The sequence below is a fragment of the Enterococcus sp. AMC1157 genome (assembly GCF_058216555.1).
The window spans coordinates 1,542,656-1,564,794 of sequence record NZ_CM177099.1 but is presented as its reverse complement, the minus strand read 5'-3'; the positions used below and the strand labels follow the sequence as shown (position 1 = coordinate 1,564,794).

Sequence of the window (22,139 nt, the reverse complement as noted above, 5' to 3'; positions counted from 1 at the left end):
AGTATTTCTGGAAGAATCGAGTAATCAATTTTTTTATTTTAATTGTTATGCAAAGACATTTAGTAAAATAAAAAATAGATGGATTGTCTTAAGGAGATAGAACATGAAACGCAAGAAGCAACTTAGGATTCGTTTAACGGCTTCACAAATGATTACTTTAGGTTTTGGAAGTTTGATTTTAGTCGGTACATTATTATTAATGACACCCTTTGCCTCTAAAAGTGGAGAAATCACTCATTTTTTGGATGCTTTGTTCACGGCAACTTCAGCAATCTGTGTCACTGGTTTGACAACTTTGCAGACGAATCAACATTGGAGTTTATTTGGTCAAGGCATAATTTTGACATTGATTGAGATTGGTGGCTTAGGTTTTATGTCTATCCCAGTTTATTTCTCAATTCTAGCTAGAAGAAAAGTCACGTTGAGTACAAGAATGATTTTACGAGAAGCTTTGAATTCTCAACAAATGTCAGGGGAACTGAATTTATTATTATACATGCTAAAAATAGCTTTTTTTATTCAAGGAATGGGAGCTATTTTATTGTCTTTCCGGTTTATTCCTCTATTTGGTTGGAGTAAAGGCTTGTGGTATAGTGTTTTTCATGCAATTTCTAGCTTTTGTAATGCCGGCTTTGATTTGTTTGGTAACAGTTTGATTGGTTTTCAAAATGATCCATGGGTACTTTCAGTAATTAGTTTATTAATTATTTCAGGTGGTCTAGGTTTTTTTGTTTGGCATGACGTCTTAAAAATGGATAAAGCCAAAAAACGTTTAAGCCTTCATAGTCAAATTGCACTATTGATGACGACGGGCTTACTGATTTTTGGGATTATTGGTTTTTTGATTACGGAAGCAAATGGGAAGTTTTTGGTTGAAGGAACTTTGGTGGATCGTTTTTTTAATACACTTTTTATGGCAGTGACGCCTAGAACAGCTGGTTTCTTTTCAATGAACTATTTTTCAATGTCTCATGCTGGATTAGTTTTGACAATGGTACTGATGTTTATCGGTGGGACGTCAGGTTCCACAGCAGGCGGGTTTAAAACTACGACATTAGGAGTACTTTTACTTAAGATTCGCAGTATTTTCAGAGGAAGAAGCCATGCCGAGTTTAGGGAAAGAACGATTAAAGAAGAGACGATTTCAAGTGCATTGACCTTATTCTTTCTCTTTTTAACCGTTATTATCACCAGTACGATGATCTTGTCTGTGACGGAAACAATTCCAGATGTTGACCAGTTGGGTTTAGAATACATTGTCTTTGAAGTCATTTCTGCTATCGGAACTGTAGGCTTAACGATGGGCTTAACACCAGATTTAACGGTTATTGGTAAGGTAATTATTTTATTACTGATGTTTTTAGGTAGAGTTGGTGTAATGACTGTTTTTTATTCCTTTGCTCTTAAAGCCAATAAAAATGAGGCGCGTTTTAAATATCCAGAAGAACGAGTAATTATTGGATAAATGAGGAAATAGAAGCAAGTATGAGTAGCTATACCTTAATAATAGAAATGTAAATACCGTATGAAATCTATAAACAAAAATAGATTTCATACGGTATTTTTTATAAAATGTTTTGATTAGTAGGTTTAATAGTATCTAACCAATAATGATTTTTTCAGTAGGATATTCATAGCCTAAATCACGAGTTTCTTTTGGTACGAATAATTGCAGGGTATAGAGCATACTAATTCTTCCGATAAACATCAATAAAGCAATTACGAGTTTCCCAAGAGTGGATAGACTGGGAGTTATTCCTAATGAAAGTCCAGTTGTACCAAAGGCAGCTGCTACCTCCACAATAATTGAAATCAGTGAAACTTCTTCTATCGCTGATAAAAAGACGACACAAGCAAAACACATTAATAAAGAGAGCATAAAGACGACAATTGATTTGCGGACATCTTCTTCATCAATTTTACGGCCGAAGATATTCACATGACTTTCTCCTTTTAAAAAAGAAAATAGGTATAAGCCAATAATTGCCAAGGTGGTCGTTCGAATTCCTCCACCAACGGAACTAGGGCTACAACCAACAAACATTAATGCTGAAAGAACTAGTAAGGTGGTCACTTGAAATTGATTTAAGTTATGGACTTGCATACCAGCACTTCTGGTTGTAATTGAATAAAACAAGCTGCTGGTCCATTTACCAAGAGGTGATAAGTCTTTAAACAAATGATTGTGTTCTAAAAAGAAGATAGAAATCGCTCCGCCGATAAATAAAATGACAAAAGAAAGAGCAGCGATTTTAGTAAACAAGGTAAAACGAAAAGGGAGTCTTCTGCGTTCTTTTATCCGGTGAAATTTAATCCATTCATGAAAATCCATAATCGCAGGGAAACCAATTCCACCGACAAAAATTAAAAACATAATAATGTGTAAGAATAAATAGTCATTTGCAAAGGGTAATAGTGAATTGCCAGTGATATCAAATCCTGCATTTGTTACAGCAGAAATAGCTTGATAAAATCCATGGAAGATTGCATCGGGCCACTGGTCAAAATAGCCTTTCGATTTGAAATAGAAAGAAAAAATAATGCCGAAAATTAGCTGAAAAACTAAAATGATTGTAAAAGTTGTTCGAATTAAGCGAACAATCCCACTTAATCGAGGTTGATTCATATCAGTCATAATTAATTGTCGCTGCTTTAAAGAAATTTTACGCCTAGATACAATGAAAAAGAAGGTAGAAATCATCATAATTCCTAAACCACCAATTTGAAAAAGAAGTTCCAAAAGTCGAATGCCATGTTCATTAAAAACTTCGGCAATTGGAAAAGTGACTAAGCCGGTGACACTAACGGTACTGACAGCCATAAAAAACATGTCGATAAAGGCCACTTTAGAATCAGGTTGTCTAAAAAAAGGCAGGTAGAATAAGACAAGAGATAATAAGGTCATAAAGATATAATAAGAAACAATAACTTGTATAGAGGAAATATTTTTTGAAAAAAATGATTTTCCTCGGCGTGAGTAAAGACGAAGAAACCGACTTAAATTCATAATAAATTCTCCAATCCTAAATGTGAATACACACAGTATATCAGTAACTAAATAAATTAGAAAGCAGAAGAAGAGTTGGCTCAAAGAGTGCTACTTAGAGGTAACCTTTGACCTTCCAAATCAAACTTTTTAAGTGAAATTAATCTGTTTTTCGAAGGTGCTTGTATGACTTATAGTCGAATAAGAAAATTTGGCAAAACTTCCAAGTCATCTGTCCGTAAAGAACAGACGTTGTGAGAGACCGGTCTGAGCGTCTTATGAGTCTCAAACCTTTCGGCGTTCAAACTCAGTGTAAGAAAGTAGTAATCCACTACTTTCAACACTGCATAATTCATCCTCAACTTTAGCTCACGACGTCTGTCTTTGCTCCCAGATGGCTTTCCAGGTTAGACAAATTTTCTCAGCTAATATACTGATAAGAAACTGGAAGGACCAAACGTAGAAAGTCATCGGTCGTGTTCTAAGGAGCTGAATGAATTACACTGACTTAGTGCGTTCAGCACTTAGTCAGTGTTTGAACGTCAGCAGCCTAAGAGACTCTGTAAAGAGGCTCGTGGCGGTCTCACACGACCAATTAGCTTTTGGAGTTTTGTTCTGAAAGTTTCAAGTTTCAGTTTTTTGTTCGACTGTAAATAGTAAATGCTGTGGATGTTTAGGTAGTTGAAAAGTGGTCTAGTTGTTTTTTTCTTACGTACAAAGTGTTATAATCAGTCAATACAGATGGGAGAGAATCTATTGAAAGAATTTATTAAAAATTGGGGCGTATTTCTTTTTTTTGCTGTACTTTTTCTAGCTTTGCGCCTATTTATCATAACACCTGTCTCGGTGAATGGACATTCGATGGACCCAACATTAGCAGATGGGCAAAAATTAATGGTTTACAAATTACCTAAAATCGAACGCTTGGATATAATTACTACGCAAGAACCAGATGAATTAGAGAAATTGGCAGTTAAAAGAGTGATCGGATTACCTGGCGATACCGTCAGCATGGTAGATGATGTGTTGACAGTCAATGGAGAAGTGATTGAAGAGACTTATTTAGCTGAATTTCAAGCAAAATTTGCTGAAGATAAATTACAAGATGAATACGCATATAGTGAGAATTTTCAAGCAGTAGCAGAACGTGCAGATCGTTTTACCAATGATTTTGAATATGTCGTACCAGAGGGGCAATATTTTGTTTTGGGAGACAATCGCTTAATCTCCAAAGACAGTCGTATTTTTGGCTTTGTGGATGAGTCGTTGATTCAAGGAGAAGTTTTTCTCCGTTATTGGCCACTAAATCAAATCGAGTTAGTTAAATAAACCAGTCAATTTGACGAATAATAGTTATCAGTTTAAGAAGGAGCGATACAGATGAGTGTGGAAACGATTACCTTAATTCAAGGAAATGATAAAATCGAATTACCAAGAGAAAATGGGAACTGGGTTTTAGCAAGAGAAGTCGGTTATTCTCCCGTTCAAATGTTAGTGAGTGCCGTAGCTGCTTGTGGGGGTTACGTCTACCAATCTGTTTTAGATAATTCTCATATTCCTTATACGTTTGAAAAAATTGAAGTTAGTTATACTCGCAACGAGGAACGTCAAGCACAACCAGTCCAATCAATAGCAATTACTTTTTTTGTAGAAATTTCAGATGAACTACATGAAAAAGCAGAACGTTGCGTGAAATTAGTTTCCAAAAATTGCCCTGTAATACAATCTTTGGACCCAGCAATTGAAGTAACTAAAAAGGTTAAATTTATTTAAGCAGGGACTGTGACATAAGGTCGTTTAACAGTAAAATATCCAAATGATAGAGAATTGCTACTGCGGGTCCTCGTCGCAAATTAACCTTGATTTGAAGGTAGTCATTCTATTTTGTTTAGATATTTTTGTCTTGTTTTGACTTATGCTACAGCCTTTTTTAGTGAAAGTCCCTTTATTCACTTGTGGAGGAGGGCAAAAAAGGAGTTTTTATGGATAAACGTACACAATTATTAACAGAAGTATTTGGCTACCCTCATTTTCGTGCTGGACAAGAAGAAATGATTGATCGAGTTTTGCGTGGAGAAGATGTATTAGGTATCATGCCGACAGGTGGAGGGAAATCTATTTGTTATCAGTTGCCAGCTTTGATTTTTGATGGGCTAACGATTGTCATTTCCCCACTTATTTCATTAATGAAAGATCAAGTCGATAGTCTAAATGAAATGGGTGTGTCCGCAACTTATATCAACAGTACTTTGACTTTTCCAGAAATCCAGCATCGCTTAGGATTAGCCGTAAGAGGAGAAATCAAACTTCTCTATGTGGCTCCAGAACGATTAGAAACCAGTGACTTTTTAGAAATGTTACGTCATGTGACCGTCGATTTAGTTGCGATTGATGAAGCCCACTGTATTTCGCAATGGGGGCATGATTTTCGCCCTAGTTACTTAAAATTAACAGAGACCATTCATTCTTTTATTCAAAAACCAACAATTATTGCCTTAACTGCCACTGCAACACCCCAAGTAGCAGAAGATATTTGCCAACTATTGTCTATTCCTAAAGAAAACCTAATTACAACGGGATTTGCCCGAGAAAACTTGGCTTTTCAAGTGGTAAAAGAACAAAAAGATATCTATCTTTTGGAATATTTAAAAATGAACAAGGGTCAATCGGGAATCATTTATGCGAGTACTCGTAAAGAAGTTGAACGTATTTTTCATTTGTTGAAGCATCATGATGTTGCAGTAGGACTGTATCATGGAGGTTTGTCGGAGCAAGAACGTTCTAAAAATCAAGAGGATTTCTTGTTTGATCGTATTCAAGTAATGGTTGCGACGAATGCCTTTGGTATGGGGATTAATAAAAGTAATGTACGTTTTGTGATTCATGCTCAAATTCCAGGAAATTTAGAATCTTATTATCAAGAAGCTGGACGAGCAGGAAGGGATGGTCTACCTAGTGAGGCCGTGTTACTGTATGCACCACAAGATTTGCAAGTCCAACAATTTTTTATTGAACAATCGGAATCTACAATTGAATACCAACAAAATGAGTATTTAAAACTACGAGAGATGAATCAATATGGGCATACCCAAACTTGTTTGCAAAGTTACATTTTACGTTATTTTGGTGAAAGTGGTCAGGATTGCGGACGTTGTAGCAATTGTTTAGACGATCGGGAAGCAGTCGATATTACTTTGGAAGCTCAAAAAATTCTTTCCTGTGTCAAACGAATGGGTGAACGATTTGGAAAATCTTTTGTGGGTAAAGTACTAACAGGCTCAAAAGATAAAAAAATTACTCAATGGCGTTTTGATCAATTAAGTACGTATGGTCTTATGAAAGATTGGACCCAAAAAGATGTCGTACAACTGATTGATTATTTAACCGCAGAACATTATTTAGTACCATCAGAAGGACAGTATCCTTTGTTGTCTCTGTCCACAGAAGGTGTCGAAATTTTATTGGGTAAAAGTAAAGTCTATCGAAAACAAACAGCCGTGAAACAATTGGTTATGGATAATGAATTATTTGAACGCTTGCGAGAATTGCGTTTATCCTTAGCACAAACACAAAATCTACCACCTTACGTGATATTTTCTGATAAAACTTTGCAAGAACTGGCAGAAAAACAACCCAAAAATCCATTGGAATTTTTACAAATCAAAGGAGTGGGACAAAATAAATTAGACAAGTACGGAGAAGCATTTTTAGCTGTCCTTAATTCATAAAAAATTGTTAACAATAATTGAGAGGTGAGTAATAGTGTCTTTTTTTGGAAAATTAGACTTCAATGAATTATCAGAAACAGATCGAGCTATTTATCACTATATGTCTAGTCATAGTGATAAAATTCCTTATATGCGTGTTCGAGAAATCGCCAGTGAATCTCATACCTCCGCATCTTCTGTAATGCGCTTTATTCGTAAAATTGGTTACGAGAGTTTTACCGAGTTTCGAACACAATTCAAAGTTCCTGAAAGTGAAAATCGTTCGTTATTGAACGGTTTAGAACGCTTAAAAGAAGAAAATTTCCCTCGAGATATTGAGACAAAGATTTGGCAAATTGCTGAAAAAATGACGGAATGTGAGAATGTCATCTTTTTTGGAATAGGAGCTTCAGGAGCGATGTGTGAATATGCTGCTAGACGCTTTGCTACGATAGGGTTTAATAGCTATCCTTTGATTGACTCGACCTATCCCATTTTTTCGAAATTGCGAAACACCTCTGACAATATGCTGATTACCTTATCAATTACAGGAACAACAACAGAAATTGTTGAGATGGTCCATGGATTTTGGAATCAACCAGATTGTACGACGGTGGCTATTACTAGCGATGCTAACAGTACATTAGCCAAGATGTCTGATTATATTTTAGAATATGATGTAGATATTCGGCGTGTGAATCGTCACGAAGATTTAACGAGTCAAATTCCTTGTTTATTTTTGATTGAAACTTTATCTGAAGCGGTGAGTCAGTTAGAAGAGAATAAATAAAACATTAGTGTGGTACTTCGTGTACCATGCTGATGTTTTTTTCTTTCTTTAGGAACGATAACCAATTCATAAAAAAAAGCACCACTTTAAGGATAATTTCTTTATACTGAGTGTAACGATTAGTTGTAAAGGAGAGAGTGTCGATGAATAAATCTATGCCAGAAAATTTTTTATGGGGAGGAGCAGTAGCTGCCCATCAAATAGAAGGTGCTTGGAATGTCGAGGGTAAAGGAGTAAGTACGGCAGATGTTATGACAGCCGGTGCGAACGGAGTGGCTCGTCGCATTACAGATGGTGTATTAGAGGGAGAAAATTATCCCAACCACGAAGCGATTGACTTCTATCATCGTTACAAAGAGGATATTCAATTGTTTAAAGAATTAGGTTTAAAAGCTTTCCGTACATCAATTAACTGGACACGTATTTTTCCAAACGGAGATGAAACAGAACCTAACGAAGCAGGTCTAGCGTACTATGATGATTTATTTGATGAATTGAAAAAAAATGGCATTGAACCAGTCATTACTTTATCTCATTTTGAAATTCCTTATCACTTGTACAAAGAATATGGTGGTTTCCGCAATAAAAAATTAATCGACTTTTTTGCCCATTATGCAAAAACAGTCATGACTCGTTACAAAGACAAAGTAAAATATTGGATGACTTTTAATGAAATCAACAATCAAGCAGATGGACAACATGAACTACACACCTGGACGAATTCTGCAATTCTTTTTGAAGAAGGCGAAATTCGGGAAGAAATTGTTTTCCAAGCAGCAGTCAATGAATTGATTGCCAGTGCGAAAGTGGTCAAATTAGGACATGAAATTAATCCAGACTTCCAAATTGGTTGTATGATGGCCTATGTTCCGGTTTATCCAGCCTCTAGCAAACCAGAAGATCAAATGGCTGCGTTGAAAGTCATGAATCGTCGCTTCTTTTATAGTGATATTCATGCTCGTGGAATCGTGCCAAGTTATGCCAAAAATGAATGGGCAAATAAAGGTTATAAAATTGACATTACCGCTGAGGAAGAACAAGTGTTAAAAGAAGGAACGGTCGATTACATTGGCTTTAGTTATTACATGTCAGGAGCAGTCACTACGGTAGAAGATAGTGAAGGCTATGATATTCCTGATTTTGAGCAAGCAAAAATGATTAAAAATACCTATGTTAAAGCCAGTGATTGGGGTTGGCAAATTGATCCCGTTGGTTTGCGATATACTTTAAATGTCGTTTATGAACGTTATCAATTACCAATGTTTATTGTAGAAAATGGCTTTGGTGCCTATGATGAAGTGACCCCAGAAGGCAAAATTCATGATCCCTATCGTGTAGCCTATATTAAAGCCCACATCGAGCAGATGAAATTGGCGGTTTTAGAAGATGGCGTTGATTTACTAGGCTATACACCTTGGGGCATTATCGATATTGTCAGCTTTGGAACTGGAGAAATGGAAAAGCGTTACGGCTTCATCCATGTGGACAAGGATAATCAAGGTAACGGAACATTAAATCGTCGGAAAAAAGATTCCTTTGATTGGTATCAAAAAGTGATTGCTTCTAAGGGAGAAGAGTTATAGAAAGTATTTCCAAGCTGGTACAAGATGTACCAGCTTGGAAACAAGTTTCAATTGATTGGTACATGAACCTAAATCATAAAAACTATTGATTATGAAAGCGGTTTTAATTATGATTGTGTTAGAAAATAAAAACGTTTTTATGGTGATCAATATGACAAATAGAATAACGATACATGATGTAGCAAAAGCAGCAAATGTTTCGATAGCGACCGTTTCTAAAGCATTAAATGGTGTAGATGTTGTAAAACCTGCTACCAAAAAAAGAATTTTAGAAACCGCAGAAAAACTACATTATGTTCCCAATGTGATGGGGAAACAATTAAAATCTGGTCGAACAAAAATGTTAGGCTTTTATACGAATACGATTAGTGGTCCGTACTTTAGTCCTTTAGTAGAGGCGATGGCGAAAGAAGCAGAACGACTAGGTTATGGAATCAATGTCTTTATTACAAATGATAAACAGATTATTACCAATAGCATTCGAGGAAACATGGTGGATGGCATTATTGGTTTTGAAGATTTAATTGATGAGCAAGAGTTAGAGGCCATCAAACGTGAAAAAATCAAGGCAGTCTTTATTGATCGAAGAACGTGTAGTGAGACGATTGGTAGTGTTGTTTTTGATTCTTTTCAAACAGGTCAGACTGCAACCAACTACTTATTAACTAAAGGTCATCAGCGAATTGCTTTCGTGTTAGGTTTCGAAGGCGTTTATGATAGTGATGAACGATTTAAAGGGTATCAGGCAGCTTTAGCAAATGCGAAGATTTCATTTGATAAAGATATTGTCTTACAAGGTAGTTTTGAAGAAAAGGATGCCTATCATGCAGTACAAGAATTTTTAAAGCAAGATGCAGTTGAAAAGCCAAGTGCTTTTTTAGCAGGAAATGATTTAAGTGCTATTGGTGTGATTAAAGGATTACGAGATTTAGGCTATCAAGTGCCACAAGATTTTAGTGTGATTGGCTTTGATGGGATTGACCTATTAGAATATTTTGAACCAAGATTGACTACGATTGAAAATCCGATTGAACAACAAGCTCAATTAGCCGTACAACATCTGATTGCTTTAATCACAGGTGAACAAGAAGGGCAGTCATTTGAACTTTCAGGAAAACTGTTAGAAGGTCAATCTGTTAAGAAGTATAAAGAGAAAGAGTGAAGTTTATGTATATTGGAATTGATATAGGAGGAACAAAAGTTAAATACGGTTTAGTAGATGAATTAGGAAATGTAACGCAACGTGGTGCAATGTCCACAAGTCATCAGAAAGAACCATTTATTCAAGAGTTAATTCAACTCATTCAACAGTTTCAAGGAGCACGTGCAGACATTCGTGGAATCGGAATCAGTGCGCCAGGTATTATCAAAAAAAATGGCTTAATGACCACTGCTGGAGCAATTAAAACACTGTATGGAACAAATTTGAAAGAAGAAATTGAGTCAGTAGTTCACTTACCAGTTTGTATTGAAAATGATGCGAATGCAGCCGCGATTGCTGAGCGCTGGATTGGGAATGCTCAAAATATTGAAAATTATTTATGTATTGTGTTAGGAACAGGAATTGGTGGAGGCATTGTCATCAACGGAGATATCTATCGAGGTGGTCATGGAATGGCCGGAGAGTTTGGTTGGATGATGATTGATCGTTTACCTGCTGAGGGTGAACTTGAAAGCGTTTCTCTGAATCAGCGAGCAGCCATTGTCGGCGGACTTTGCTTGAGATTCAACCAAAAGATGCAAGCTGTAGATACTGACTTTGAACCAACTTACGACGCCAAAAGTATTTTTGAACAGGAAGCAACAAATCCAATCGCAGCCGAAATAATTCGACAATTTTTTGAAGATTTAGCAACAGGTTTACTTAACTTGATTAGTTGCTTTGATCCAGAAGTTGTCTTAATCGGTGGAGGGGTTAGTGAAAATGAAATCTTTTTCCAACGTTTAGAAGAAGAGGTGGATCGATTAGGAAATCGTCATTCAAGTATTGCCTATTTGAAAGGTCAAACAATTGCACCGATTCGTCAAGCTAAATTGAAAAACGATGCTGGATTGATTGGCGCAGTCTTTCAGGTACATCAATTATTGGCTAATGAAAAAATTAAAAACGTTTTTATTTCTGAAGTTCGATAAGAATTGACAAAGGAAATAACTATCAAGAAAGGTGAAAAACTCACTTGATACTCAAAAGGAGGAGCAATAGTGGAAGCACACAAAACACTACAAGTAAAAAAAACAAAAAATTGGTTCCAAAAGTTTTTTGAACAATGGGAATTACAAACAATGGTTTGGCCGGGAGTGATCTTTATGATTATCTTCAACTTTATTCCTATTTATGGCTTAACAATGGCTTTCAAACGGTATACAGTAATCGACACAATGGACACTGCACCCTGGGTTGGACTAGAGAATTTTCGTATTATCATGAAAGACCGTTTCTTCTGGGATTCGGTAGTTAATACGATGGGAATTAGTTTTCTAAAATTGGCAATTGGTTTCATTCTACCAGTAATTTTAGCCATTTTAATTTTTGAACTACGCCAAGGTCCATTCAAGAAATTGGTTCAAACAATTTCTTATATGCCGTACTTCTTATCATGGATTGTTTTAGGTGGGATGTTAATCAACTGGTTATCAACGACGGGTCTATTGAATTCAATCTTGTCAGGTTTAGGATTTGCCATTAAGAATGAAAACTATCTATTGTCAGCTAATAAATATTGGTGGATTGCTGTTCTTTCTGATATTTGGAAGAACACAGGTTGGGGGACAATTTTGTATCTAGCAACCTTGTCTAAGATTGATCCATCCTATTATGAAGCGGCCAAAATTGATGGTGCTTCACGGATGCAACAAATGCTGAATATTACTTTACCGATGTTAAAAGGAATTATCAGCTTGAACTTAATTTTAACCATTAGTGGTTTGTTAGGTTCCAACTTAGATCAAACAATGGTTTTAATGAATAACCAAAACCAAGCCAAAGCAGAGGTAATCAATTCCTATGTGTTTAGAATGGGGATTGCTCAAGGAGATTTCTCTTATGCAACGGCAGTTGGTTTAGGTGTTTCGATTGTATCAGTTATTTTACTGGTAACGTCTAACCAAATGACAAAACGTTTGAATGATAACCAATCAGTCTTATAGAAAGAGGGAGAACCATGGAAAGAAAAACAATGAGAAAAGACGTGGATAGTCGCATTTTCGACATTGTCAACGTAGCTATTTTATCTATTTTTACCATTATTATTGTGATTCCTCTTTGGAATGTATTAGTGTCATCTTTTGCCTCAGGACCGGCATTAGCAAAAGGAGATTTCATCTTTTGGCCATCAGAATTATCTTTGGAAAACTATCGTGCAGTATTCCGAGATAGCTCAATGCTTAGAGCTTTTATGATCTCAGTTTTAAAAACAGTCATTGGTGTAGTGACCCACGTCTTCTTCTGTGCCATGATGGCCTATGCCATGAGTAAATCCTATCTAAAAGGACGCAAATTGTATTCAGCAATGGGAATTACTACAATGTTTTTCTCAGGTGGAATGATTCCAATGTACTTGTTACTTCGGGAGTTAGGCATGTTAAACAGTTTCTGGGTGTACATCATTCCAGCGTTGTTAAGTTATTATGACGTAATTATTTTGATGAACTTCTTCCGTAGCGTACCAAGCTCGTTGGAAGAATCAGCGATGATTGATGGTGCAGGTCACTGGCGTGTGTTCTTGCAAATCTTCTTACCATTATCTAAACCAGCTTTGGCAACAATCGCTTTGTTTAATGGTGTGAATCAGTGGAATGACTTTATGACTGCTCGTTTATATATTACCGATAAATCATTGTATCCTTTGCAAATGAAATTGTATGAAATCATTGTACAATCACAAACACAAGGAATGGAAAATATTGGAACAACTGTTGCCCAATCAACAACCAAAGGGATTCAATTGGCAACAATTATTGTAACAACTGTACCAATCTTGATCATTTACCCTCTACTTCAGAAGCATTTTATTGCTGGCATGATGGTTGGGGCTGTAAAAGAATAAAAAATAAGGAAAAGGGGACAAACAACATGAATTACAAGAAAATTGTAAGTGGTATGACATTAGCTAGCTCATTCTTTTTACTAGCTGCATGTGGCGGAGGAGACAACAAAGAAAGCGTGGAAGTGGACTTAGATGAACGCTATGAACTAGATGCTTCTACTCCTGCATGGAAACTAGATTCAAAAGAAGAGGTCACAGAATTAACTTGGTATGTAAATGCCGATTGGTGGAACGATGAATGGGGTAATGATACAGTTACACGCAAAATGGAAGAAGATTTAAATGTAAAAATCAACTTCATTAAAGGAGACGATACGAACTTAAATACCATGTTTTCAAGTAACGACATGGCAGATATTGTTACTATTTTTGATTCAAACTCACAAGTAGCACAAAAAGCAGATTCATGGGCATTTTCACTAAATGATTTGGCTGACAAATACGATCCTTATTGGTATGAAGTAGCAGCAGAAGATACGTTTAATTGGTTCCAATTAGCAGATGGTAACACATATGGTTATCCAAACTATTCAAATACGGCAGATGACTATGATAGTGGTTTGATTCCGGCAAATACTAATTTCTTGATTCGCAAAGATGTCTATGAAGCGATTGGTGAGCCAAGCTTTGGTACACAAGAAGAATTTGTAGCTGGGATGCAAAAAATTAAAGAGGAATTTCCTGAATTAATACCTTTTGGCTTTAACGCTTTTGGTGATGGTGCAGGTTCATTAGGAGATGTCTTCCAAGACTTTATCGGTGTGGATTTAGAAACAGAAGATGGTGCATACTACAATCGTAATTTAGATTCAGAATATATTGACTGGTTACGTACGTTCCGTCAAGTTCATTCAGATGGCAATATTTCTGATGATAGTTTCTCTGACGACGGTACTGCTTTTGAAGAGCGTGTGAAATCGGGTCAATATGCAACAATTATGGCGGGAGGAACAGCTCAAATGAGTGGTTTCTTACAAAACTGGATGGCTGGAAATCCTGATGGCCAGTATATTGCAATCGATGGACCACAACACAGCGAAGGCAATGAGCCAAAATTAAATCAAAGTGGAATTACTGGTTGGATGATTAACTACATCAGTGAGACAGCTTCGGATCCGGCAAAAGCAATGCAAATCTTTACTTACTTACAAAGTGAAGAAGGTGGCATATTAACAACCTTTGGTATAGAAGGCGAAACATTTGAATACGATGCCGATGGAAAAATTGCCTTATTACCTGAAGTGCAAGAAATCAAAGACACAGATTCTGATCGTTTCAAAAAAGAATATCGTTTAAGCGAATTTATCTTCTTCGGACATGATAAATATCAAGCACTAGCAAGTGAGTCAACACAAACACCTGCTTTGGTTCAACCAAGATCATGGGGTGTAGGAAAATTATATCCACACTTTATCTTAGAAAATATTAATCCAGAAACAGGAACACCAGAATCACGTAACTTATCAGGAATTGATACGAACTGGTATACTACTTTAGTAAGCTTGATTCGTTCTTCTTCTGATGAAGAATTTGATAAAATTTTAGAAGACCATCAATCCTTCTTGAATCAAAATGGATGGGAAGATATTGAAGCAATCCGTGATGAAAAAATGCAAGAAAACAAAGAAAAATTAAACTTGAACTAATAGAAATGAGGCAGTACTTATGAAAAAAGTATTTCAACTAGAAGGTGGAGTCTACCAATTCCTTTCGAAAATGGCAGATTTGCTGTTAATCAATCTGCTGGTAATACTTTTTAGCATCCCAATCATTACGATGGGTAGCGCCATAAGTGCTGCCTTTCATTTATTGATGGATACTGAAGAGGGCGCTGGAGCAAAAATTGTCAGCACGTTTTATCATTACTTCAAACAGCATTTTAAATCAAGCACGCTTTTATTTTTAGGAAGTCTGGCTATTTTTGGAGTAATCGTCTTATTAGTAAGAGCTACCTTACAGACTCCTTTTCAATTTTTAAGTTTGCTACTGGCGGCTTTTATGTTGATTTTGGTGATGAATTTATTGACAACAGTGGCTTATAAACAACTGACTCTGAAAGAAACAGTGATTACAGCTATCAGTGTGAGCATGAAATATACGGGACTATTTTGTCTTAGCTTGACCAGTTTAGTTCTTTCTTTACTAGTACCCATTTTTTTGCCAAAATTAATGTTTTTATGGTTCTTTTTTGCTTTTAGTTTACCTTTATTTATTCAAACGAAAATTTATTTAGCCTGTATGGCACGTTTTAATACCCAATATTTTCCAAAAGGAGAAGAATAGTGACCACTCAATTTTTTAGAACAAGCGATGAGCAACATTTATTTGAAGAAACTTCTTTTTCTGAAGTAGAAAAAACAGCAACGCTTCAACTAGAGGAGCGAATCTATGGACAATCAATTGATGGATTTGGTGCTTCTTTTACTGACTCAGCAGCTTTTTTAGTAGACAAAGTCTTAGACGAAGAACAGAAAAAACAAGCGATGACTCAATTGTTTGATCTCGAAGAAGGAATTGGTTTGTCTTTAATCCGAAATCCCATGGGTGCTTCTGATTATGCCCGCTTTATTTACAGTTATGATGATCAGTTTGAGGGTCATTTTGATCCTGAGTTAAACGATTTTTCGATTGACCATGATCGTGAAAGTATTTTACCTTTAACAAAATGGGCAAAAGAATTAAATCCTGAATTAAAATTTTTTGCATCTCCATGGAGTGCTCCCGGTTGGATGAAAGATACAGGGAAAATGGTGACAGGACAATTGTTGTCGGAGTACTATCAAGCTTATGCGGAATATTTTGTGCGTTTTATCCAGGCTTATCAAGAAGAAAATTTGGATGTCTATGCCGTGACCCCACAAAATGAGCCATTATTTGAGCCTCCAACTTATCCAGGGATGTTTTTTCCAGCAGAGTCGGAAGCCAAATTTGTTCGAGAATACTTAAAGCCCGCTTTTAAAAAAGCAGGTATAACAACCAAAGTGTTTGGGTACGACCATAATTGGGATCGTATCGATTATGCTTTTGATTTGTTAGACAAAGCGGAAGATGCTTTCGATGGAATTGCTTGGCATTGGTATGGCGGCCGTCCGATTAGTCAATCGAGAGTAGGCGATGTATTTCCAGAAAAAGAGATTCATTTTACAGAAGGTTCTGGCGGGGAATGGATTCCAGCTTTTGAACCAGCCTTTAGCAATTTGCTACGAACAGGAATTGAGATCTTACGCAATGGATCAAAGTCCTTTATTTTGTGGAATATTGCCCTTGATGAAAATAATGGTCCAGCTGTACCTGGTTTTGGAAGAAGTACGTGTCGTGGATTGTTAAAAGTTCATCAAGTCGAAAAAACTTTAGAATATACGTTAGATTATTATGGATTGGCACATTTTAGTAAATTTGTGCATCCAGGAGCTAGACGAATTCAAACACAACAAACCAATAAAATGAAAAATGTTGCTTTTGAAAATACTGATGGTTCACTGGTCTGGATTATTTTTAACGATTCAAAAGAAGAACAAGTAATCGAATTAGCTGAAGCAGACCAAACCTTAGGAAAAATTTGTTTGCCAGCTAAAGCAGCAGGAACATTTGTTAAAGGGGTATGAAATAAGTAATTTACCGTTACCTTTCGCAGCTACCTTATTCATCTATGCGCTTTACTCCACAACAAAATCTGCTTTTGTCGACCTGGGATCAACTGGAGCCATTCGTCTCCAGTCTGCCAAGCTTCAAACTGTAACTAATCGCATTAGCGCTAAGTTACAGTAGTTCACATTGGCTCCTCTTTCACGGTGACGCCGCAGCTTTCGTTGTTCTGTTACGCTAGTTAACTATCAAAAGTTAGTGACGCAGGGAAAAATCATTGCAATAGATTACGCTTATCAATCAGTTCTTAGCGTAACGAAGAGAGAGGCTTGTATTGTAGCCACGTCAAGAATTCAATGTGAACAACGCACAGTTGCCAATTGATTGGCTTACTGTGCGTGTGAAGCTTGAAAGCTCCAAGACTACAGGCTTGGAGCGGTTCCGGGCTGACCTAAGCAAGCCTCTCTAGCAGTGAAGCGTCAAATATGTTGCGAATGATAACCGTTTTAACAGTGAAGTATCCGAACGATAGAAGATTGCTTCTGCGGTCCTGTGGGGCCTCGTCGCAATTTGACCTTGATTAAAGGCAACCATTCTATTTTGTTCGGATATCTTCATTTTGTTTTTACTTAAGTCACAGCCCCTTTTTGAAGGTGTATAATGGATGAGAGGTGATTTTTTTTGACAAATGAAGTCGTAGAACGTTATCAAATTTTAAATAAAACAGTAAAAAAACAGGGAATTATCTTTACTGGTTCTTCATTAATGGAGCAATTTCCTGTCGAAGAATTTTTAACTGGAAATATTTATAACCGAGGAGTTAGTGGCTTTACGACACCTGAATATTTACAAGTGTTGGACACACTAATTTTTGATTTGAAACCAAATTGGATTTTTATTAATATTGGCACCAATGATTTGAATAATCCTGACTATCAGTTAGATGAGCTGCTCGCTAATTATCAAATTATTTTACAACAGATTAAAGAGAAGTTACCCAGTACTCGAGTCACGTTTCTTGAATTTTATCCAGTTTATCCAGATAAAATGGCAAAAATTGGTGAAAACACTCCTTGGTTAAAAGAAGTAATTCCATTTCGAACCAATCAAAAACTAATGGTGGCCAATCAAAAAATCCGTGCATTAATGACCGAGTATGACTATGAAAGTTATTCTGTCAATCATGTGCTGGTTGACAAAGATGGCAATTTACAAGGTGAATTATCAACAGATGGGATCCATTTAAACCGAAAAGCCTATCGATTGATTGCCAATGAATTATCGAAATTGATTGAACAAGAGAAATAAGGAGGCAAAAAAATGATTGAAAAAATACCTAACAATCCAACGTTACAAGGAAATGCTCGCCTATTTCCAGATGTTGTGTTTTCTAATGTAGATCAAGGTTTAAAAATGCAAATTTTACTTCCTTGGGCAGCGGCAGAAAAAATGCAAACTAATTTTCCAACAATTGTTTTCTTACAAGGAAGTGGTTGGACCTTTCCAGATGTCTACCATGAATTGCCGCAACTAAGTGAATATGCCCGCAAAGGCTATATTGTGGCGACAATTACTCATCGCAACTATCATGATGGCTATGCGATGCCAGCCTTTCTTGAAGATGCTAAAACCGCGATTCGTTATTTGCGAGCACATGCAGATCAATATGGTATTGATCCGACACGTATTGGTTTCTGGGGGACTTCATCTGGAGGGAATACCGCGCAATTGGTCAGCTTAACAGGAGATAATCAAGAGTATCAAACAAAAGAGTGGCAGGAGCAATCTGACGCAGTAACTTGTGCAGTGTCTTGTTTTGGTCCAACTGATTTAACTTTGCTTTATGAGGAATTAAAAGCTGCTGGAAATGAACGAGCAATTAATTATGAAATGATGATTGGCGGAGGAATCTCTGAAAAGAAAGAATTGATTCAAAAGATGAGTCCGATTTCAGTCATTCCTAATCGAGATACCACAACACCTTTGCTATTGTTACATGGAACGGGAGATAAGTTGGTTCCCTATGAACAAGCAACTAGAATGTATGAAGCCTTACAAAGTGCAGAGATTGAATCTGATTTAATTTTAGTAGAAGAGGCTGATCATGAAGCTGACTTTTGGTCAGAAGCTGTCCATGAACGAATTTTAGCTTTTTTTGATAAGCATTTGAAATAAACAAAAAATCCGAAAGAGAGACGAATGTGGTTCATTCTAGAATGCTCTCTTTTTCGGATTTTTTATGGTTCATTTAGATTCAAGGATAGCTTACAACAAACTTCCAGCCTCTGTGTCAACAAGTAGAGTAAAGTTAGGATGTAAAGTTAATAAAGTAGCGGGTATAAGCTCATCTACGGGACCTTCGACGATTCTTTTCACTATCTCGGCTTTGTGTTTACCGGTGGCAATCATGACTAATTTTTTTGTTTGCATGACACTAGCTGGTCCCATAGTTACATATACATCAGGTACTTCGTTTTTTATCAGAAAAATGTGGTGCCACTCGACTTTTTAGGTAGTCATCCATGTGAACCAAAGTGGTTTTATCACCAAATTTAGTTGTACCGGGTAAATTTCCACAATAATATCCGTCAGTTCCGATTCCCAAGAGCATCAAGTCAAGTCCACCATCTTCTATAATTCGTTGATCTTGCCCTTGATAATTTTCGCAATTTAGAATATGAATATTTTCTTCATCAATTTTTGCTGGAGAGTAATAAAGCTTTCTTAAATCAGATAGAGTAATTCCATCTCTTTGTGCGTGTTTGTATGGAATTTCATCAAAATTATAATAATGAACATTATCGAAATGTCCACGTCTACTGACAATGGGGGCCAATAATTCATAGGTTTTGATTGGAGATTTTCCGGCAGTAATCGATAAATTTACCCGTCAATCTTCATACATGGTTCCTAATAAAATTTCTGTTGCAACTTGGCTCATTTCTATTTCGTTAGCTGTTTTGATAATTTTCATTGTGTTTCATCCTTGTTCACTGAATCGTAAAGCGTTTTCTTTAGTATAACAAAAATAAACACGAAAAAGTTCTGACAGCTCTGTAAATAGAAAAAAAAAGTAGCGGAAAAATCCGCTACTTTTTACTATTTTATTCAGCTGCTTTTGCTGCTTCAACCATAGCTGCTAAGTAACCATGAGTATCAGAGAAAGTTGCACCAGAAACGACGTCTGCTGGATTGCCTTCTTCACCTAAAGCGTCTAATTCAGTAAGTGCATCTTCAAGTTCAGCAACTGTTTTACCAATTGTAAAGTCTTGAACTGCGCCCATGTTTACTGAATAGTTTTGAGTAGAACCGCCTTTTTCAGCCATCATTGCTGAATAAGCATCATCATTAGCAATTTTTGAAGCTAATACTAAACCTTCGCCTACGCCTTCACCAAAATCTGCATCAGAGTTTGGTACGCCGCCGAAAGTATCAGCTGCTACAAATTGGAATTCATCCAATACAACTGCAGCTACTGTGTCACCGTCTAAAGCGACAGTTGTCACTGCGAAAGATTTATCGCCATGAGGAGCGCTATATACTTGAGCTACTTTTAAATCTGTCGCAGAAGTTTCTGCACCAACAGTTACTTTACCACTTTTAGCGGTATCAACAATTGCTTGTAAGTAACCATGAGTATCAGAGAAAGTTGCACCAGAAACGACGTCTGCTGGATTGCCTTCTTCACCTAAAGCATCTAATTCAGTAAGAGCTGTTTCAAGTTCCTCTACCGTTTTACCTTTAGTGAAATCTGTAATAGCGTCTACACTTTCTTGCCATGTTTGAGTAGCGCCACCTTTTTCAGCCATCATTGCTGAGTAAGATTCGTTGTTAGCTACTTTACTTGCTAATACCACGCCTTCTGGATAAGCTTCTCCAAAACCACCATCAGAATTTGGTACACCTGTATTCGTTGCTGGATCAACATATTGGAACTCATCTAATACTGAGTCAATAATTGTGTCGCCATTCATAATTACGTTTACTACTGCAAAAGATCTTGTTCCATGTGGTGCAGTGTACATTTGACGCATATAAACTGTTCCTTCAGCTGGCACTTCAGCACTTGCGTCTGATCCATCTGCGATAGTAATTGCAACTGGAGCCGCAGTCTCTGAGCTTTCAGCTGTTTCTACAGTCGTTGTCGCTGTAGTTGTTTCAGCAGTTGATTCCCCTCCTGATGAGTCTGGTGAGCAAGCTGCTAAACTAAAACTTGCCAAAAGTAAAACTGTTGCAATTCGATTCTTTTTCATTGTAATCCTCCTAAAATTAAATAAATTGTTCATTCATTCACATTTTAGCATGAGGGTGGGATGATAGCAATACATTTTGTGAAAAAAAATATATGAATTTTCCATCTATTTATATATAATAATGTGAATTTAGTTATTTTTATAGCGATATAAAGTTCATTTATTCACTAAATGAAATTGCCGAATCTTTGAATTATTAACTTGTGTAAATATTTTCAATGAATATGTTTTAAGCGAAGGAAATGAAAGCGTGTTATTTTTCTGACAAATGAAAAAATAAATTTTTTATTATTGAACGTAAAAATTAACAATATTGGTTATATATTTTATCTTATTTAGGTAAAAGTGAGATTTTGTCCTAGCTCTGCAAATTTAATACTGTAAAAAATCGTGATTTTCAAGTATACTATCAAAGGAGAAAACGGAGGATAAGAAGATGGCACAACTTTTTTTTAAGTACGGAGCAATGAATAGTGGCAAGTCGATTGAAATTTTGAAAGTCGCGCATAATTATGAAGAACAAAAGAAGCCCGTTGTCTTGATGACAAGTGGGTTAGATACACGTTCAGGTGTAGGACAAGTGTCCAGTAGAATTGGTTTAGAGGAAAAAGCCATTCCGATTTTTGAGGAAACGAATGTTTTTGATGTGATTCAAGCTTTGGATTATAAACCGTATTGTGTGTTAATTGATGAAGCCCAATTTCTAAGCAAAGAGCATGTGCTTGCTTTTACCCGCGTAGTCGATGAGTTACAAATTCCTGTTATGGCATTTGGCTTAAAAAATGATTTTCGAAATGAATTATTCGAGGGTTCAAAATATTTACTATTATATGCCGACAAAATTGAAGAGATGAAAACAATCTGTTGGTTCTGCCACAAAAAGGCAATTATGAATCTACATTATATAGATGGTAAACCTGTCTATGAAGGCGCACAAGTTCAAATCGGTGGCAATGAAGCCTATTACCCAGTGTGTCGTCACCATTACAACCATCCAGAAATTTAATTTTTGCATAAAGAGTGAGATATGCACCAAAAAAGTAGGAAAATGGTGCAAAGTTAGGAATTATGCACCAAAAAAGCAGAGAAAAGGTGCAAAGTTAGGAATTATGCACCAAAAAAGCAGAGAAAAGGTGCAAAGTTAGGAATTATGCACCAAAAAAGTAGGAAAATGGTGCAAAGTTAGGAA

The 22,139-nt window shown here is 36.4% G+C and carries 18 protein-coding genes and 1 pseudogene; 16 read left to right on the top strand and 3 right to left on the bottom strand.

The window, feature by feature from the left end:
- Positions 1-103: 103 nt before the first annotated feature.
- Positions 104-1,465, top strand: a complete 1,362-nt coding sequence (locus tag AC4BBX_RS07555) for a TrkH family potassium uptake protein (protein ID WP_490453280.1) — start codon at positions 104-106, stop codon at positions 1,463-1,465.
- A gap of 135 nt (positions 1,466-1,600) precedes the next feature.
- On the opposite strand, the gene AC4BBX_RS07550 is transcribed toward AC4BBX_RS07555, so the two are convergent.
- Entirely contained in the window at positions 1,601-3,007 is a 1,407-nt protein-coding gene (locus AC4BBX_RS07550) for a TrkH family potassium uptake protein (protein WP_490453279.1), read from the bottom strand.
- A 735-nt stretch (positions 3,008-3,742) separates the two neighbouring features.
- Here AC4BBX_RS07550 and lepB point away from each other — a divergent pair.
- The 14 genes from lepB (at position 3,743) to AC4BBX_RS07480 (ending at position 18,872) form a co-directional block, all read left to right on the top strand.
- Positions 3,743-4,315 (top strand): signal peptidase I, encoded by a 573-nt coding sequence (gene lepB, locus AC4BBX_RS07545; RefSeq protein WP_490453278.1) that lies wholly within the window; start codon positions 3,743-3,745, stop codon positions 4,313-4,315.
- A gap of 51 nt (positions 4,316-4,366) precedes the next feature.
- Positions 4,367-4,759 (top strand): OsmC family protein, encoded by a 393-nt coding sequence (locus AC4BBX_RS07540; RefSeq protein ID WP_490453277.1) that lies wholly within the window; start codon positions 4,367-4,369, stop codon positions 4,757-4,759.
- Between the two features lie 209 nt (positions 4,760-4,968).
- Positions 4,969-6,714 (top strand): DNA helicase RecQ, encoded by a 1,746-nt coding sequence (gene recQ, locus AC4BBX_RS07535; RefSeq protein ID WP_490453276.1) that lies wholly within the window; start codon positions 4,969-4,971, stop codon positions 6,712-6,714.
- A gap of 34 nt (positions 6,715-6,748) precedes the next feature.
- Entirely contained in the window at positions 6,749-7,483 is a 735-nt protein-coding gene (locus AC4BBX_RS07530; protein ID WP_490453275.1) for a MurR/RpiR family transcriptional regulator, read from the top strand.
- A 143-nt stretch (positions 7,484-7,626) separates the two neighbouring features.
- Complete coding sequence (locus AC4BBX_RS07525; RefSeq protein WP_490453274.1) at positions 7,627-9,066, top strand: 6-phospho-beta-glucosidase; 1,440 nt, start codon at positions 7,627-7,629, stop codon at positions 9,064-9,066.
- A 151-nt stretch (positions 9,067-9,217) separates the two neighbouring features.
- Positions 9,218-10,228, top strand: a complete 1,011-nt coding sequence (locus AC4BBX_RS07520; RefSeq protein WP_490453273.1) for a LacI family DNA-binding transcriptional regulator — start codon at positions 9,218-9,220, stop codon at positions 10,226-10,228.
- Positions 10,229-10,233: 5 nt separating this feature from the next.
- Positions 10,234-11,199 carry an ROK family protein gene (locus AC4BBX_RS07515; protein WP_490453272.1) on the top strand — a complete coding sequence of 322 codons (966 nt, stop codon included), beginning with the start codon at positions 10,234-10,236 and terminating at the stop codon, positions 11,197-11,199.
- A gap of 150 nt (positions 11,200-11,349) precedes the next feature.
- The gene (locus AC4BBX_RS07510; protein WP_490455779.1) at positions 11,350-12,213 is read left to right on the top strand and encodes an ABC transporter permease; all 864 of its coding nucleotides are present in this window, start codon (positions 11,350-11,352) and stop codon (positions 12,211-12,213) included.
- 14 nt (positions 12,214-12,227) lie between these two features.
- Positions 12,228-13,112, top strand: coding sequence for a carbohydrate ABC transporter permease (locus AC4BBX_RS07505; RefSeq protein WP_490453271.1), 885 nt, complete (start codon positions 12,228-12,230; stop codon positions 13,110-13,112).
- 26 nt (positions 13,113-13,138) lie between these two features.
- Complete coding sequence (locus AC4BBX_RS07500; RefSeq protein WP_490453270.1) at positions 13,139-14,758, top strand: type 2 periplasmic-binding domain-containing protein; 1,620 nt, start codon at positions 13,139-13,141, stop codon at positions 14,756-14,758.
- 19 nt (positions 14,759-14,777) lie between these two features.
- Positions 14,778-15,395, top strand: coding sequence for a DUF624 domain-containing protein (locus AC4BBX_RS07495; RefSeq protein WP_490453269.1), 618 nt, complete (start codon positions 14,778-14,780; stop codon positions 15,393-15,395).
- A complete protein-coding gene (locus AC4BBX_RS07490) occupies positions 15,395-16,717 on the top strand; it encodes a glycoside hydrolase family 30 protein (protein ID WP_490453268.1) in 1,323 nt (440 codons plus the stop codon). The genes AC4BBX_RS07495 and AC4BBX_RS07490 overlap by 1 nt, the downstream gene beginning before the upstream one ends.
- 661 nt (positions 16,718-17,378) lie before the next feature.
- Positions 17,379-18,005 (top strand): GDSL-type esterase/lipase family protein, encoded by a 627-nt coding sequence (locus tag AC4BBX_RS07485; protein ID WP_490453267.1) that lies wholly within the window; start codon positions 17,379-17,381, stop codon positions 18,003-18,005.
- Positions 18,006-18,017: 12 nt separating this feature from the next.
- Positions 18,018-18,872 carry a prolyl oligopeptidase family serine peptidase gene (locus tag AC4BBX_RS07480; protein WP_490453266.1) on the top strand — a complete coding sequence of 285 codons (855 nt, stop codon included), beginning with the start codon at positions 18,018-18,020 and terminating at the stop codon, positions 18,870-18,872.
- Between the two features lie 90 nt (positions 18,873-18,962).
- Here AC4BBX_RS07480 and AC4BBX_RS07475 read toward each other — a convergent pair.
- Positions 18,963-19,671 (bottom strand): annotated as a pseudogene (locus AC4BBX_RS07475) (glucosamine-6-phosphate deaminase).
- Between the two features lie 130 nt (positions 19,672-19,801).
- A complete protein-coding gene (locus AC4BBX_RS07470) occupies positions 19,802-20,950 on the bottom strand; it encodes a peptidoglycan-binding protein (RefSeq protein WP_490453265.1) in 1,149 nt (382 codons plus the stop codon).
- A 436-nt stretch (positions 20,951-21,386) separates the two neighbouring features.
- Between AC4BBX_RS07470 and AC4BBX_RS07465 the strand changes: the two genes are divergently transcribed.
- Positions 21,387-21,956: a thymidine kinase gene (locus AC4BBX_RS07465; RefSeq protein WP_490453264.1), complete on the top strand. Its 570-nt coding sequence runs from the start codon at positions 21,387-21,389 to the stop codon at positions 21,954-21,956.
- Positions 21,957-22,139 lie beyond the last annotated feature (183 nt).

Bases quoted from the DNA above. Each gene is read 5' to 3' on its own strand.
- AC4BBX_RS07555 (WP_490453280.1), top strand. From the start codon at position 104: ATGAAACGCAAGAAGCAACTTAGGATTCGTTTAACGGCTTCACAAATG.
- AC4BBX_RS07550 (WP_490453279.1), bottom strand. From the start codon at position 3,007: ATGAATTTAAGTCGGTTTCTTCGTCTTTACTCACGCCGAGGAAAATCA.
- AC4BBX_RS07540 (WP_490453277.1), top strand. From the start codon at position 4,367: ATGAGTGTGGAAACGATTACCTTAATTCAAGGAAATGATAAAATCGAA.
- recQ (WP_490453276.1), top strand. From the start codon at position 4,969: ATGGATAAACGTACACAATTATTAACAGAAGTATTTGGCTACCCTCAT.
- AC4BBX_RS07525 (WP_490453274.1), top strand. From the start codon at position 7,627: ATGAATAAATCTATGCCAGAAAATTTTTTATGGGGAGGAGCAGTAGCT.
- AC4BBX_RS07520 (WP_490453273.1), top strand. From the start codon at position 9,218: ATGACAAATAGAATAACGATACATGATGTAGCAAAAGCAGCAAATGTT.
- AC4BBX_RS07515 (WP_490453272.1), top strand. From the start codon at position 10,234: ATGTATATTGGAATTGATATAGGAGGAACAAAAGTTAAATACGGTTTA.
- AC4BBX_RS07510 (WP_490455779.1), top strand. From the start codon at position 11,350: ATGGTTTGGCCGGGAGTGATCTTTATGATTATCTTCAACTTTATTCCT.
- AC4BBX_RS07505 (WP_490453271.1), top strand. From the start codon at position 12,228: ATGGAAAGAAAAACAATGAGAAAAGACGTGGATAGTCGCATTTTCGAC.
- AC4BBX_RS07500 (WP_490453270.1), top strand. From the start codon at position 13,139: ATGAATTACAAGAAAATTGTAAGTGGTATGACATTAGCTAGCTCATTC.
- AC4BBX_RS07495 (WP_490453269.1), top strand. From the start codon at position 14,778: ATGAAAAAAGTATTTCAACTAGAAGGTGGAGTCTACCAATTCCTTTCG.
- AC4BBX_RS07480 (WP_490453266.1), top strand. From the start codon at position 18,018: ATGATTGAAAAAATACCTAACAATCCAACGTTACAAGGAAATGCTCGC.
- AC4BBX_RS07470 (WP_490453265.1), bottom strand. From the start codon at position 20,950: ATGAAAAAGAATCGAATTGCAACAGTTTTACTTTTGGCAAGTTTTAGT.
- AC4BBX_RS07465 (WP_490453264.1), top strand. From the start codon at position 21,387: ATGGCACAACTTTTTTTTAAGTACGGAGCAATGAATAGTGGCAAGTCG.